The sequence below is a fragment of the Paenibacillus durus genome (genome assembly GCF_000756615.1).
In the GTDB taxonomy this organism is placed as follows: Bacteria; Bacillota; Bacilli; order Paenibacillales; family Paenibacillaceae; genus Paenibacillus_AQ; species Paenibacillus_AQ durus.
In genome coordinates, this window is the sequence record NZ_CP009288.1 from 2,982,719 (window position 1) to 2,997,278 (window position 14,560).

Annotated in this window: 12 protein-coding genes and 2 pseudogenes; 12 read left to right on the forward strand and 2 right to left on the reverse strand. The window is 48.1% G+C overall.

Annotated features, from left to right (window positions below):
• Nucleotides 1-22 precede the first annotated feature (22 nt).
• The 8 genes and pseudogenes from PDUR_RS12795 to PDUR_RS12830 form a co-directional block, all read left to right on the forward strand.
• Nucleotides 23-1,045, forward strand: coding sequence for an ABC transporter substrate-binding protein (locus PDUR_RS12795; protein WP_042206610.1), 1,023 nt, complete (start codon nt 23-25; stop codon nt 1,043-1,045).
• Nucleotides 1,046-1,095: 50 nt separating this feature from the next.
• Nucleotides 1,096-1,878, forward strand: a complete 783-nt coding sequence (locus PDUR_RS12800) for an ABC transporter permease (protein WP_218918459.1) — start codon at nt 1,096-1,098, stop codon at nt 1,876-1,878.
• Between the two features lie 70 nt (nt 1,879-1,948).
• Nucleotides 1,949-3,979: a 2-hydroxyacyl-CoA dehydratase gene (locus PDUR_RS12805; protein ID WP_042206611.1), complete on the forward strand. Its 2,031-nt coding sequence runs from the start codon at nt 1,949-1,951 to the stop codon at nt 3,977-3,979.
• 42 nt (nt 3,980-4,021) lie between these two features.
• Complete coding sequence (locus PDUR_RS12810) at nt 4,022-4,906, forward strand: acyl-CoA dehydratase activase (protein WP_042206612.1); 885 nt, start codon at nt 4,022-4,024, stop codon at nt 4,904-4,906.
• Between the two features lie 27 nt (nt 4,907-4,933).
• Nucleotides 4,934-6,154 carry a 2-hydroxyacyl-CoA dehydratase family protein gene (locus PDUR_RS12815; RefSeq protein WP_042206613.1) on the forward strand — a complete coding sequence of 407 codons (1,221 nt, stop codon included), beginning with the start codon at nt 4,934-4,936 and terminating at the stop codon, nt 6,152-6,154.
• 338 nt (nt 6,155-6,492) lie between these two features.
• The gene (locus PDUR_RS12820; RefSeq protein ID WP_042206614.1) at nt 6,493-7,473 is read left to right on the forward strand and encodes a phosphotransferase enzyme family protein; all 981 of its coding nucleotides are present in this window, start codon (nt 6,493-6,495) and stop codon (nt 7,471-7,473) included.
• 224 nt (nt 7,474-7,697) lie between these two features.
• On the forward strand, nt 7,698-8,429 hold the full coding sequence (locus PDUR_RS12825) for a class I SAM-dependent methyltransferase (protein WP_233277535.1): 732 nt from the start codon (nt 7,698-7,700) through the stop codon (nt 8,427-8,429).
• A 349-nt stretch (nt 8,430-8,778) separates the two neighbouring features.
• Nucleotides 8,779-9,000 (forward strand): annotated as a pseudogene (locus PDUR_RS12830) (SDR family NAD(P)-dependent oxidoreductase); the annotation flags it as partial.
• A 98-nt stretch (nt 9,001-9,098) separates the two neighbouring features.
• Here the strand turns inward: PDUR_RS12830 and tnpB are convergent.
• On the reverse strand, nt 9,099-10,202 hold the full coding sequence (gene tnpB, locus PDUR_RS12835; RefSeq protein ID WP_042206616.1) for an IS200/IS605 family element RNA-guided endonuclease TnpB: 1,104 nt from the start codon (nt 10,200-10,202) through the stop codon (nt 9,099-9,101).
• A gap of 6 nt (nt 10,203-10,208) precedes the next feature.
• The gene (gene tnpA, locus PDUR_RS12840) at nt 10,209-10,610 is read right to left on the reverse strand and encodes an IS200/IS605 family transposase (protein WP_042205351.1); all 402 of its coding nucleotides are present in this window, start codon (nt 10,608-10,610) and stop codon (nt 10,209-10,211) included.
• A 173-nt stretch (nt 10,611-10,783) separates the two neighbouring features.
• On the opposite strand from tnpA, the pseudogene PDUR_RS12845 reads away from it, so the two are divergent.
• The 4 genes and pseudogenes from PDUR_RS12845 to PDUR_RS12860 form a co-directional block, all read left to right on the forward strand.
• A pseudogene (locus PDUR_RS12845) lies at nt 10,784-11,368 on the forward strand (SDR family NAD(P)-dependent oxidoreductase); the annotation flags it as partial.
• Nucleotides 11,369-11,406: 38 nt separating this feature from the next.
• Nucleotides 11,407-12,573, forward strand: a complete 1,167-nt coding sequence (locus PDUR_RS12850; RefSeq protein WP_042206617.1) for an iron-containing alcohol dehydrogenase — start codon at nt 11,407-11,409, stop codon at nt 12,571-12,573.
• Nucleotides 12,574-12,625: 52 nt separating this feature from the next.
• On the forward strand, nt 12,626-12,919 hold the full coding sequence (locus PDUR_RS12855) for a putative quinol monooxygenase (protein WP_042206618.1): 294 nt from the start codon (nt 12,626-12,628) through the stop codon (nt 12,917-12,919).
• Between the two features lie 173 nt (nt 12,920-13,092).
• A complete protein-coding gene (locus tag PDUR_RS12860; protein WP_042206619.1) occupies nt 13,093-14,301 on the forward strand; it encodes a multidrug effflux MFS transporter in 1,209 nt (402 codons plus the stop codon).
• Nucleotides 14,302-14,560 lie beyond the last annotated feature (259 nt).

Consider the following 14,560-nt stretch of genomic DNA (forward strand, 5'->3'; position numbering starts at 1 on the left):
AGGAAAAGAGGGATAGGAGAGCATGCTGAATCTAAAAAGAATCAGACCTGTGAAACCGATTGCACTGCGAGCGCTTCTCTTGTTGACGACCGGAGCGACCATCCTTGCGGGTTGCGGCAATGACACGGATTCCGCGAAAGCCGGAAGTTCTGGAGAACAATTGGATGTCGTGCGCCTGGCCACACCGACCAATCTGACCGGCATCTCCACCTACTATGTGGCTGATGAGCTGGGATTTGCGAAGGATGCCGGACTGAAATTCGACTTTATCGGAGCCGTTGAACCCGGACAGTTGGTTGCGTCGGTAGTCGCGGGTAAGCTTGATGTCGGCGGCGCGCATATCAATCGCACCATTGCCGGGATCAGCGCAGGAGCCAAAATCAAGGCGGTTGTAGCCCAGACCGAAACGACCGAGGCCGTTCCGCATATGAGCTTCGTAACCACCAAAGACAGCCCGATCAAGTCAGCGGCGGATATTGTCGGCAAGAAGGTGGGTATCTCCAAATTTGGCGGCTGCAATGAGTATACGCCTTATGCTTATCTGCTGAAAAATGGCATTAAGGACCCCAAAGGCAAATTCGAAATTGTCATTGCGCCCGAAATCAAGCTGGAGCAGGCGCTGCTGCAGGGCGATGTCGATCTTATCGGTCTGCATGAGAATCCGTCGACAATTATCAAGCGCGGCAATTTGAGAGTCGTCTTCACAGATTATGACGTCTGGAACACCATCGGAGGCGCCACACCTCTCTATTTCTCTCAGAAATTCATCAAGGAGAAGCCGGATGTGGTTAGACGCTTCGTGGATGTCATCAGCAAGACCAATGATTATGTCAATGCGAATCCGGAAAAAGCGATTGAGATTACGGCGAAGCGAGGCGATATTGATCCGGCCAAAATCAGGGCGAACTATTACGCCCCCCACGGTGAAATCAAAGAGGAATCGGCACAGGTCTGGATCGACCTGTTGACGAAGTTCAATGAGATCAAGCCGGGCATCAAGCCTGAGGATATTTTCACCAACGAATTCAACGATACGCTGAAATGATCCGTCCTGCCTGTCCTGCTCTACACCAATAAGGAAAGGAAGGTCCGTCAGTGAAAATAAAAGCCATAACAAGGCTCAAGTCCGCTTCCGAACGGTGGGCGGCGATTGTGGCAGTATGTATTGCCTGGGAGGCCGTTTCCCGGAGCGGCATGGTCAAGGCCTTCATCCTGCCTCCATTCACCCGGGTCGTTTATAAGCTGTTCCAGCTGCTTGTTACGGGCCAGATGTGGCCCGACATCGGGGCCAGCATGCAGCGGTCTGCCTCCGGCTTCGCGATCTCGGTTCTGGTCGCCATCCCGCTCGGGTTCCTGACCGCTTGGTCGCCGAGAGTCCGGCGGGTGCTGGACCCGGTCATGCAGTTCATGCGCAATACGCCGACACTGGCGCTCTATCCCGTGTTCATTCTTGTCTTCGGGCTTGGCGAATTGTCGAAGGTGGCGATTATTTTCTGGGGCGGGGTGTGGCCCGTCCTCATGAATACGGTGGAAGGAGTTAACCGAACAGATCCGCTCCTTATCAAGTCCGGCCGCTCCATGGGCGCTTCGCCGCTGACGCTGTTCTTCCGGATTATTCTGCCGTCTGCTCTGCCTTTCATTTTTACCGGCATTCGGCTCAGCGCTTCCCGCTCGATCATCATTCTGGTCGCTGCCGAGATGCTCGGAGCGGACAAGGGTCTCGGGTTTCTGATCTTCTCCTCCGAACAGAACTACAAGGTGGAACAGATGTATGCCGGTATTATTGTCCTGATCCTTCTGGGAGTGCTTGTCAATTTTCTTCTGGTCCGTTGGGAGAAGCGAATAACTCGCTGGAAACAGGAAATTTCCGGGTCGTGATACGTCCCGGAAGTTCCGTACCATATAACGCAGTAACTGTATTCCAATTCCATAATACGAGGTGTTAAACATGCGGATTCAAGATGTAGTGGATGAAAGGCTGCTGGATACGTTAAACGGCGGCACGGTGATTGGCATTGACATTGGGTCGAGAACCGGCAAAGCGGTGCTTCTGTCCGGCGGGGAGGTGTACACGAGTTCGGTCTATACCGGGATCAATATGCAGGATACGGCCGACGAGCTGCTGGAGGATTTGCTGGATAAGTCGGGTCTCGAACGTTCGGACATTAGCTATATCGTTGGTACGGGATACGGCCGAATCGCTTTGCAGTATACCGACATTCCGACCCAGATCGTAACCGAAATCTCCTGCCACGCTATGGGCGCCCACTATTTGAACGAGGATGTCCGGACGATCGTGGATATCGGGGGTCAAGACTCCAAGGCCATTCGGGTAGACCCGCTGACCGGAAGCGTTGTCGAATTCGTCATGAACGATAAATGCGCGGCCGGTACCGGCCGCTTTCTGGAGAAGGTCGCTGAAATTCTGGAGCTGTCCATCGATGAGCTTGGGCAAGAAGCAGTGAAGTCTGATGCGCCTTCCGAAATCAGCAGCCAATGCGTCGTGTTTGCAGAGTCGGAGGTCATTTCCCTTCGGGCCAAAGGCGCGACGCGGCAGGATATCGCCGCCGGTATTCACTTCGCCTCGGCCAAGCGCGTCCGCAACCTGCTTAAACGGGTCGGGATTGAACCGGGCCTGATCTTCTCCGGAGGCGTCTCGAATAATGTCGGCATGAGGAAGGCGCTTGAGGAGCTTTCCGGCCACCCTCTAATTGAAGCCAAAATCGATACGATCTTCGCAGGGGCTCTGGGAGCGTCGATTCATGCTCTGAATTATTCCAAGGCCGCCGTCACTTCGGTCACAGAAGCGGAGGACGTGTTCCGGCTCGACTTTACCGGTCTGGAGAACCGGATTGCCGAGCGGCAGGAACAACTGGTTGCGGGTGCCGACGACCGCAAAAAAGTCGGTTACCTGTGCTCCTATACGCCGCTTGAAATGATCAGCGCCGCAGGCGTCAACCATATCCGGCTGTTCAAAGCGGGCGATACCGAAACGGTGGCAAGCGGCGAACAGATCACGCAAAGCGTATTCTGCGATTTCACAAAGAGCATTCTCGGCGCCTTCAAAGAGGAAGATCCGCTGTACACTTCGCTGGATAAAATATACACCTTCTATACCTGCGACTGCATCAAAACCATTGGTGAAGCCATAGGGGAGTTCTTTACGCCGGCTGACATTTATACGCTCCCCCGGATTAAGGACAAGCCGTCTTCACGTGATTTCTACAACTCCCAAATTCTAAGCTTCAAGGCCGATTTAGAACAATTATCTGGCAATATCATCACCGACGGCGAGCTGCGCGTACAGATCCGGCTGTATAACCAGGTGCGCAAGCTGCTGACCCAAATCTCCGAACTGCGCAAGCGTCCCAATCCGCCGATCTCGGGCAAAGATTACCTCGACTTGATCAAAGCCTTCTATTATCTGCCCGCTGAAGAGCTTCTCCCGCTGTACCAGGGAATCTATGACAAGCTGGCAGCAGCGCCGGTCCGTGAAGACCGGCCGATCCGCCTGTTCATGGCGGGGGGCATTATCGCAGATGGCGACAGGAAGCTGATTGAGCTGATCGAGGATGAGCTCGGTGCCAGAATTGTCGCCGAGGATCATTGCACCGGGCTGAAAATCGCCTCCGGCTATATCAGAGAGGAAGGTGATCCTTACCGGGCTTTGGCGGAAGGGTATATCGATCAGACTCCATGCGCCCGGATGAAGCCGCTCCAGGAACGTGTGGAGATTTCGGGAGCGCTGGCAACCGAGTATCAAGCGGATGGCGTGCTGTACGCTTATCTCAAATTCTGCCCGTGCTACGGACAGGTCAAGAATGAATTTTTCCGGCACTACCAGCAGCTTGGCCTTCCGGTCCTTGAACTGCCGATCGATTACTCCAAGAGCGATCAGGGCCAGCTCAAGACCCGGCTTGAGGCTTTTATCGAAGTGCTGAGGGAGCGTAAAGGTCTGGCCGCATTCGGAACGGCTTGAGGAACAATATGAACCGCATATCTTTGAAAGGGAGATGAACGTATGAGCGATTGGAAAGAAATCATTGACCCGGAACTGCTATCCACGTTTACCGGAGATGTCACGGTCGGGCTGGATTTGGGGTCCAGAACGGGAAAAGGCGTACTCCTGGCCGGAGGCAAGCTGTATACGGCGATTACCCCCACGGGTGTATACATGCAAGAGACGGCGGATAAGCTGCTGGACAGACTGCTCAAGCAGTCGAAGGTGGCGAGGGAGGACATTGCCTACATTGTCGGCACGGGGTACGGCCGTGTTGCGCTGAGCTTCGGCGAGATCAGGCACAAAATCGTGACCGAAATATCCTGCCACGCCATGGGCTCTCATTACCTGAATGCGAAAGTGCGGTCGATTGTGGATATCGGCGGCCAGGATTCCAAAGCGATTCGGGTGGACCCGACTACGGGCAAGGTTATCGAATTCATTATGAACGACAAATGTGCGGCAGGAACCGGGCGGTTTCTGGAAAAAGTCGCACACCTGCTGGATCTGACGCTGGAGCAGCTCGGTGCTGAAGCGCTCAGTGCCGATGCTCCCGCCGATGTCAGCAGCCAATGTGTCGTATTTGCCGAATCCGAGGTGATCTCCCTGAAGGCAAAAGGCGTATCCGCCGCCAATATTGCCGCCGGCATCCACCTGGCTACAGCGCGCCGCGTCCGCAATCTCGTCAATCGGATCGGGCTCGAACCGGATCTTGTCTTCTCGGGAGGGGTATCGAACAATCCCGGCATGACGAAAGCGCTGGAGGAGCTGCTCGGGCATCCGATCAGCAAGGTTAAGCTCGACACGATCTATGCGGGAGCGCTCGGAGCGGCCATATTCGCCCAGAAGGCGGCGTCCCGCAGCGATTCGGATTTGAACGATTTTGCCCTGCTGAATACAAAATAAATCATTTTCTTGAGGAGGAAAGTGTCAATGTCGACGATACTGACAAGCGAGGCCCAGGAACAGCTCAATCATATCCGGCACAGCCGGGATGTCGTTCATGCTTATTCGCCTGCGATCCAAAAGCTGTTCAATCTGGTCATCGATTATGTGGACGATGCGGAGAAAGCCGGTCAGGGCGGCAAAAAGGTCATATGGGCCGGTGTGCCCTGGGCGATGCCGCTGATTTACTCTACCGGAGCCATCCCGGTCGCTTTCTCGGAGTTGGGCCGCATCAGCGGACAAGAAGCGATAACGATCTCGGAGGACCATTATCAGATGCCCGCTGAGACCTGCTCAATGGTCAAAGCAACTGCGGGCGAGTGGTATCTGCGCAAGCAGGCTGGCTCCTCAATTACCCGCATTTTCGGTTCATCCTCCGCTTGTGAGCCGTACAACTTGGCTTGGGAAGTGATGAAGAAGGAAGGCTTCGACGTCTATACCAGCGATGTCGTCTATCGGGCGCCAGGAGTGGAAGGAGGGCGTTACGAGGAATTGGTCCAATATTTTGTGGACGAAATCCGGGAATTCAATGAATGGCTGACCGGAACCCGGGAGATCGATAAGGACAGCCTGCACCTTGAGATTACTCGCAAGAACTATCTCATGCGCAGAATCCGGGAAATCATGGACCTGCGGCTGAATCATCCGTTCTATGTAAAAAGCCTCGGAATCATGTATCTGCTGAACGGTCTAACCCATTATTTCGGCAAACCTGAAGAATATACCGAGGTTCTGGACAGTCTGGTCGAGGAGTTATCACTGCTTGAGGCGAACGAAGCAGATCGAAGACGGGCCATTCCGCTGATCTGGACGGGAGGGAGCGGGCAGGAGTTCGGGATTTATGACGCCATTGATAATGCCGGCGGGGCGCTGCTCGGATTTGTAAGCTCCCCTTATGCCAAGGACTATAACGAAGATATCGATCCGGTCGAATCGCTCGCCCGCTTCCAGCTCGAGAGCCAGATGGCCGGGGCCTCGATCTACCGGCGCCACGTTATCGAGCAGCAGATTGACAAAATTGGGGCCCGCGGCTTGATTCTGTACGGGTACCTGGGCTGCTCGTTCGGCAGCGTCACCAGGGAGATGTACAGAGAGTATTTTCACAACAAAGGCATTCCGAGCATTAATCTGGAAGGAACGTTCCAGGTCGGACCGCCAAGCGGACAAATCTTAACCCGCATTAGAGCTTTTATCGAAATGTTGTCCTAGAGCATAGAAAGGGACGTCCCAGTATCTGGGCGTCCCTTTTGTATATCCGCTTATTGATTCAAAGGTACAAGTAGAAACCAAAATCAGTGGGCGTTCCCGGGTATCCTAACTTGAACGTCAATTAATTTTTTCGGAAATATATTTCAGCTTGATAAAAATGGAAATCTATCACACAATAGTTCATGAGGGAAGGATACAGCTTACCACAGCCGGAATCCCTACTACGCCTTAAAGGAGTGATGATGTTTGAATACGTATACAATCACATTAAAGCCATTGAGAGGTCTTGATTCGTAGATAATCACACCTCTCATTAGGTCATGGGAGGCAGACAGGAAATGATGTCTTTAAGAAACATGGTCCGAGGATTGGAAAATGATTCTCCGGCCAAACAGCTGATTGAATTATGGGATCATGACACGGGAACGTTGAAGTTTTGGAGAGCCAGCAGCAATTTTGTATACATCTTCGACAGAAATGGGAAGAGGCAATACCTTCGGTTCATCCATGAAGAGGACAACACTGCCCAGAATATTCAGGCTGAACTTGATTTCTTGCAGTATTTGCTGGATCAAGGATATCCGGCCGCCGCGCCGGTACGTTCCAAATGCGGTTCATGGATTGAGACAATATCGACTGCGGAAGGGCTTTATTATGGCGTCGTTTTTGAGCAGGCCAAAGGAGAGCATATTCCGCTTGACCGGATGACGGATGTTCATTTTGAAGAATGGGGCCGATCGCTTGCCGCTCTTCATCTTTTATCTGAAAAATATACACCTCAAGCCGCTTCTTTCAAAAGTTGGCAGGATGCGCTGGCCTTTATTTCCTCGATGTTGCAGCGGTACACTCATGAAGCTGGCCTTCGGCAAGAACTTGAACGATTAAGGGAACAGCTCTTGGAGCTTCCGTCAGGGGAAGGACATATCGGAGTTATTCATTATGATTTCCAGACAGATAATATCTTCTACGATAATGAGGAAAAGTGCTACTCAGCCATTGATTTCGACGACGCTATGGCTCATTGGTTCATGATGGATGTTACATCCGCGTTATCGGATTTGGAAGAGCTGAAAGATAATGAGGGGAAGCGGAGAATAGAGCAGTTTCTTGCCGGGTACAGGTCGGTTAAAGCATTAGATGAAAAATATGTGGGCTTGCGCTTTGTTTTTCAGAAATTTGCCGATCTCTATATGTTTGCGCGGCTGCTTCGCAGTGTCGAGGCTCTGGATGCCAAAGGTTCTCCGGAGTGGGCCGTTAAGCTCATGGATAAGTTGCTTGGAGCATGCGATCGGATACGCGGGCATTATCTGCCAAAGTAGAATTCACGCAGAGTATCCGAATAATTAGTACGACTGCCGCCAGATACTGGCGGCTTTTTAAGGTAGTTCAAAGACGAATATGGTGCACTTATAGTCATAACCAATTACGGCGATACGATCTATATATTTCACGTATAAGCAGGGGGCATTGTACAATACATATGAAAAACGAATTGCTGGCAGAATGTCTGGGTTTTTGCTGAAAAAAGAAAGGAAGTGCTGCATTGAGACAGCAATGGAATACTGGAACCTATGATAAAGATATGACTTTTGTTTCCCATTTTGGGGAGTCTTTGATAGGTCTGCTAAGGCCGCAACAGGGGGAGCGGATCATAGACTGGGGCTGCGGGACCGGTGATCTGGCCGCAGCCATTGCCGACCAAGGCGCTATTGTAACAGGGATAGACGCTTCCCAAGAAATGATTCAGGCTGCCCGTGCCAAGTATCCTGATCTTAGCTTTATACTTGCGGACGGTCAAAAATATATAGCAGAGCTGGAAGTCGATGCTGTATTCAGCAACGCCGCGCTGCATTGGATGAAGGATGCGGACAAGGCTGTCGCCTCCATCACAGCCAGCCTGCGTACTGGCGGCCGTTTTGTCGCCGAGTTCGGCGCACTCGGCAATATCGCTTCAATCGTTGACGGGCTGCCGCGCGCTTTTGCCGCTATTGGTACCAGTGACAAGCTCCAATTGCCTTGGTATTTCCCCAGCATTGGTCAATACGCAACACTGCTGGAACAGCATGGGCTGACGGTAGATCTCGCTCATTGCTTCAACCGTCCAACGCCGCTGGAGGGTGGCGATCAAGGCTTCCGGCGATGGGTGAATACTTTTGCTAATGGAGTACTAAGCGTGCTCACTCCTTCGGAACGAGAGGCGGTACTCAAGCATCTGGATCAGGAATTGAGACCGTCACTTTTTAAGGACGGGCACTGGGTGATTGGATTACCGTAGAATCCGGGTGATGGCCCACAAATGGTAAAGCACCACGCGGTACAGACGAATCCAAGTTACAGTCCGGTTCTTTAAATACTTCTCTAACTGCTCCTTCAGTTTTATTTTCAATAATATAGGTACTTATCAGTACCTATATTACTTTTAAGTACCTATATTACAAAAAAGTACCTACTTCCCATTCGTTTCCCACAGAACTATAATTGCAAATACTCATCAAAACCAAGGTGTGCATTAGTTTCTGTTTTTTACAGGAACTATTTAATGCTCGCGCCATTCGTTAGGCCTCTGACTTGTCGTTGACGGCTATGGACTTGACGGGTACATAATGACACGAAGGAGAATGTTTATGGAATTGAACTTGAAAAATAAATTAGTTCTTATTACAGGATCTACGGCGGGGATTGGTAAAGGAACAGCCATAAGCTTTTTGAAAGAAGGAGCCAAAGTTATTATTAACGGCCGCTCTGAAGAAAATGTTAATGCAACGGTTAAAGAACTCTCCGCACTCGGAACGGTTTATGGAATTGCTGCAGACGTTGCCGATAAAGCGGAATGCGAGAAACTCTTGAACCTCTCATGACTAAAGTCACGAGATTCTTGGGTAGTCCCTTCAACGAAGAGAAATTTACCAAGCTAACCCTGTCGTTCCGACAGTTCGTGTAAGGATTACACAGCAAGAAGTCTTTTGCCTTCGGCAAGAATGTTCAGGCTTGCGTTAAAGTCTCGGTCGTGGTGCGCTCCACATTCTGGGCAGTCCCATTCACGCAACTTTAAGTCTTTTACATCTTTGTGCTTATAGCCACAGCAGGAGCATAGCTGCGAAGATGCGAATGTTTTACCCACAGCCACAACTATGCGACCATACCACTTCGCTTTGTACTCTAGCATGGAGCGAAACATCGACCAGGAAACCTCGCTAATTGCCTTGGCTAACTTATGATTCTTGACCATATTGGCTACCTGTAAATCTTCAATCGCAATGATGTCGTGGTTTTTGACAATATGCGTTGAAATCTTTTGCAAGTAGTCCGTACGAGCATTCGTGATTTTCTCGTGAATTCGCGCTACTTTGATGCGTTGCTTGTTCCAATTGCTGCTGCCTTTCATCATGCGTGAAAGTTTACGCTGTGCCCTTGCCAGTTTTTCTTCCAGTCTGCGAAAGAATTTAGGGTTGCCAACTACTACGCCATTGGATAGAATTGCAAAATCTTTCAAACCAACATCGATGCCAACTTCTTTGCCTGTTTTGGGCAATTCTTGGATGTTGGCTTCTACAAGCACAGATACAAAGTATTTGCCGCTTGGATGGCGTCTAATCGTAGCGTTCAGGATACGTCCTTCAACTTCACGGCTTTTAGCAAATTTCACAAGTCCAAGTTTAGGTAACTTGATCTGATTGTCTACAATTTCAATATTTCCATTCGTGTAGTTTGTTTGGTAAGACTGTACAGGATTCTTTTTACTCTTAAACTTAGGCGCATCGTTTTGTTTTTTGAAAAAGCGATGGTATGCGTCACTCAAATTCCTCAGTGCATTTTGTAAAGAGAATTTGTCCGGTTCTTTCAACCAGTCTATTTCTTGTTTTAGTTTTGTGAGTTCAGCAGAACATGCACCATAAGATAAGCCTTTTCCTGTTTCTTTATATGTGTCACTCCATAGGGCTAGAAAACGATTAAACACAAATCGAGCGCATCCAATCGTCTTGTTAATGAGTGTTGCTTGTTCTGGCGTGGGGTAAATGCGAAATTTGTAAGCTTTATTCACTACCATTGCTTTTCACTTCACTTTCTGATTTTGAATATACGTTCTTATCTGTGCTTCTGTATGTTCACTTACTGTTGCAACAAAATAAGAAGGATTCCAAAGATTGCCTCCCCACAATTTCTGTCTAATCTTTGGAAACTCTTTAAACAAAAGTCTTGCGGAAACACCTTTTAATGCTTTTATCATACCAGGTATCGAATGCTGTGGTGTACAATCCACTAAAAGATGAATGTGATCGGAGTCACTTTCAATTTCAGATATTGTGAAGTTGTTATCGGATGCAATCTGAACAAGAATTTCTTTTAGTCTTACGTCTATTTCTTCGACAAGAATCTTGTGTCGGTACTTTACGCACCATACGATGTGGTACTGAATGGCATAGACATAACCACGACCATGCTTTATTTCGGACATATCATCACCTCTGGCTACAGAATAACATATGTCAGTGTTATTTTTCTATAGAAACCTTGACACTAAAGGGATTGTTATAATAGTCACCTAAACATGTGTCGGATAGTTAACGTGGCATATGCCACGCCCTATCCGAAGTTTTCTAACTCACGACTGAAGTCACGAGTTTGCGAAAACTATGCATCAATAAAGTGAACGAAATCGGAGATTTGGATGTCTTGATTAATAATACGGGTGTTTTTACCGTAAAGCCTTTTGTTGATGTGACGGATGAGGAATGGCTGGAATACTACCAAATTAATGTGATGAGCGCTGTTCGTTTATCCAAAGCATTCCTGCCCAAGATGATTGAACGCAATGCGGGACGAATCATTAACGTTGCAAGTGAAGCCGGAATCAAACCCTATCCCGAACTTATTCCTTATGGTATATCTAAAACTTCACTCATTACGCTTTCAAGAGGTTTGGCGGAAGTGGCCAAAGGAACAAATGTAACGGTCAACTCGGTTCTTCCAGGACCGACGTGGACGGAAGGATTCGGCACTTTTATTACAGACCTTGCTAAAGAGAATGGAAAAGATTTGGATACCTTTATCAAAGATTACTTTAAGTATGACCAGCCGACTTCTCTGATTCAGCGTTATGCCACAGTTGAGGAAGTAGCGGATACCATTGTGTTCCTTGCATCCGATAAAGCTTCAGCCATCAACGGTGCGGCTCAAAGAGTAGAGGGCGGGATTATCCAAAGTATTTTGTAATAACACGGCCGAAGCAATATAAAAAGGAGGAGTACCATATGAACCCCTTTATATTTAATAATCCTACCAAAATCCTTTTTGGACGCGGGCAAGTCGAAGAAATTAAAAACGAAATTCCATCCTATGGACGGCGTGTTTTGCTTCTATATGGGGGCGGAAGTATTAAAAAGAATGGGCTGTACGATCAAGTGATTAAAGCCCTGTCTGAAATTACAGATGTCTATATTTCGGAACTGGGTGGGGTAGAGCCCAATCCGCGATTAACAACGGTGAAAAAGGGTATTGACCTTATCAAAGAAAATAATTTGGATTTTATTCTTGCTATTGGCGGCGGAAGTGTAATTGATTGTGCAAAAGCTATCTCTGTAGGCGTATACTACGAAGGCGACGTATGGGATATTGTAACGAATAAGGCAACAGCGGCAAAAGCCGTTCCTTTCGGCACTATTTTGACGATCTCTGCGACAGGTTCGGAAGTGAACAGCGGTTCGGTCATTACGAATTGGGAAGAAAAGGATAAACGTTTTTTTGTCTCCGATCTAACTTTCCCCAAATTCAGTGTTCTGGATCCGGAAAACACTTTTTCCGTACCTAAAAACCAAACGGTTTACGGCATGGTAGACATTATGTCCCATGTTTTCGAGCAATACTTTCATGCTTCATCCAATGCCCCGCTGCAAGAACGGTTCGGTGAATCCATCCTGCAGACAACAATGGAAGTTGCACCCAAGTTAATTAATGATCTCGGTAATTACGATTACCGCGAAGTCATCATGCTCAATGCATCAATGGCTTTAAATGGCATTCTATCCATGGGTGTTCATACCGATTGGGCGACCCATATGATCGAGCATGCGGTCTCAGCCGTTCATGACATTCCTCATGGCGGCGGATTAGCCATTTTGTTCCCTAATTGGATGGAATTTGTCGCTTCCAAGAGACCGGAAAAAGTGGCTCAACTAGGAATTCGCGTTTTTGGAATTGATGCCAAAGACAAAAATGACTCTGACGTGGCGGCTGAGACGATTCAAAAATTACGTGAGTTTTGGACTTCGCTGGGGGCCCCTGAGAAGCTTTCCGATTATGGAATCGATGATACGGAAATCGGCACAATGCTTGAAAGAGCAATGGTGGCCGAAACCCTTGGAAGTTATGTCCCTTTAAATAAAAACGATGTGGAGACGATTTTAAGAAAATCATTATAATCATTTAACAAAGTTTCTCGCATTAGCTGTTAAAAGGGGAGTTGAAAGTAAATTGAGCGCTATTTCTATTACAGCCATCCTTCAAGCAAAACCGGGAAAAGAACAGCTTCTGTATCAAGAGTTAGTGAAAGCAGTAACACCTTCCAGATCGGAAGAGGGATGCATAAAGTATGTCCTGCATCAATCTATCGAAAATAAAGCCGTTTTTGTGTTTTATGAAATCTGGAAAGATGAAGAGTCTATCAACTTCCATATTGAGACTGACCATTATAAGCAATTCCGGCGTAATATAGAGGGTCTTATTGAGTCAAGGCAAGTATACCGACTGCAGGAAGTTGATTCATAATCTTGATAAAAAATACAGAGTTGGCCCTAAGCGAATCCCTTGCTTAGGGCCAATTTCAACAACTTTACCCAAATTACCGAGAAAAAGGTGTCAAACAATAGGTGTCTTAGTCTATAATGAAGAAAGGTAACTAACTATAAATATATTTGCATAAGTCAGGAGAAAATCTAACGATGTCTTTAAAAAATGATAATCGGTTTAGACTTGTTTTACTTTTAGGCGCGTTTTCAGCACTGGGTCCACTTACCATCGACATGTATTTGCCGTCATTTCCTGAAATCGCTGCAGACTTTGGCACCCGTGCTTCTCTGGTGCAGCTTAGTCTAACTGCTTGCCTAATAGGATTAGGTCTGGGTCAAATTATTATGGGCCCTTTGAGTGACGTTCATGGAAGACGGAGGCCCATAATAATCTCACTTATTCTCTATTTGATCGCTTCATTTGTCTGCGCGGTCTCACCTAATATCGTCTATTTCATAGCCGCACGCTTTGTTCAAGGCTTTGCCGCTTCCGCAGGAATTGTTATTTCTCGGGCGATCATCCGTGATGTTTATAGCGGACCGGAACTCACCAAGTTTTTTTCACTGCTCATGTTGGTAAATAATATATTTCCTTTAATTGCACCAGTGGCAGGAGGCAGCGTCATAGCCTTTACTACATGGGTGGGTGTTTTTGTGGTTTTGGGTACTGTAGGATTGGTGTTAGTTATCCTTGCAACCTTGAATCTGAAAGAGACCTTGCCTGCTCAGAATCGAATTTCAGGTAACTTTAGCGAACTGATAACAGGTATTCGAACCTTGCTTAAAGATCGCGAGTTTACCGGATACGCGCTGGCACAAGGCATTATGATCGGAGGGGTATTTGCTTATGTATCAGGGACTCCTTTTATCTACCAGAATATTTACGGTGCCTCTCCCCAACTGTTTGCCATTTTATTCGGGTCAAATGGGATCAGCTTAATTATCGGCTCTCAAATCGTTGGACGCTTTACCCATGTGATCTCGGAGCGGCGATTCCTGCGTTATGGATTGCTGTTATCCGGCGCGTCCAGCCTTGCGGCCTTAATTGTAATTCTTTTGAACGGCCCATTACTAGCATTGGTTATTCCGCTTTTCTTCTTTGTCGCATCGATCGGAACAACTTCAACAGCTTCCTTCTCTCTAGCCATGGAATCACAAAGTCATAGGGCAGGGAGCGCATCTGCGCTTCTTGGATTACTGCCTTTCCTGCTGGGAGCATTCACCTCTCCATTGGTTGGCATTGCCGGAGAATACACAGCAGTCCCAATGGGAGTCATTATCTTATCGACCAGCTTATTGGCTATCCTCGCTTACTTTGGACTTGCACATAAATCCCAAACCAGCTATTCTCCGTGCTCTTAATTACAGATCAATTGCAAAGGTACGTCAAAATGGCCGCAGCAGCCTGCCTCTCGGCTGACTGCCATAGCCCTTAAGCCCGCTTCAAACGCGGGCTTTTATATTTACTCATCCCCGGTCGCAACCGGATTCTCCTCGTAGCGGATCTGGCCGCTCCAGCTTCCCTATTTTTTAATTTCGCATTTTTCAACCCAACATTCGCATACATGCATATCCCTGTTCAAGAAAAAAAGCAAACGCTTCCGGTGTGTGACTTTTGACT

What these genes read in the sequence shown, in the direction of transcription:
- tnpB (WP_042206616.1), bottom strand. Translation starts at nt 10,202, where the DNA reads ATGGTAGTGAATAAAGCTTACAAATTTCGCATTTACCCCACGCCAGAA.
- PDUR_RS12810 (WP_042206612.1), top strand. Translation starts at nt 4,022, where the DNA reads ATGAGCGATTGGAAAGAAATCATTGACCCGGAACTGCTATCCACGTTT.
- PDUR_RS12795 (WP_042206610.1), top strand. Translation starts at nt 23, where the DNA reads ATGCTGAATCTAAAAAGAATCAGACCTGTGAAACCGATTGCACTGCGA.
- PDUR_RS12850 (WP_042206617.1), top strand. Translation starts at nt 11,407, where the DNA reads ATGAACCCCTTTATATTTAATAATCCTACCAAAATCCTTTTTGGACGC.
- PDUR_RS12805 (WP_042206611.1), top strand. Translation starts at nt 1,949, where the DNA reads ATGCGGATTCAAGATGTAGTGGATGAAAGGCTGCTGGATACGTTAAAC.
- PDUR_RS12820 (WP_042206614.1), top strand. Translation starts at nt 6,493, where the DNA reads ATGATGTCTTTAAGAAACATGGTCCGAGGATTGGAAAATGATTCTCCG.
- tnpA (WP_042205351.1), bottom strand. Translation starts at nt 10,610, where the DNA reads ATGTCCGAAATAAAGCATGGTCGTGGTTATGTCTATGCCATTCAGTAC.
- PDUR_RS12860 (WP_042206619.1), top strand. Translation starts at nt 13,093, where the DNA reads ATGTCTTTAAAAAATGATAATCGGTTTAGACTTGTTTTACTTTTAGGC.
- PDUR_RS12815 (WP_042206613.1), top strand. Translation starts at nt 4,934, where the DNA reads ATGTCGACGATACTGACAAGCGAGGCCCAGGAACAGCTCAATCATATC.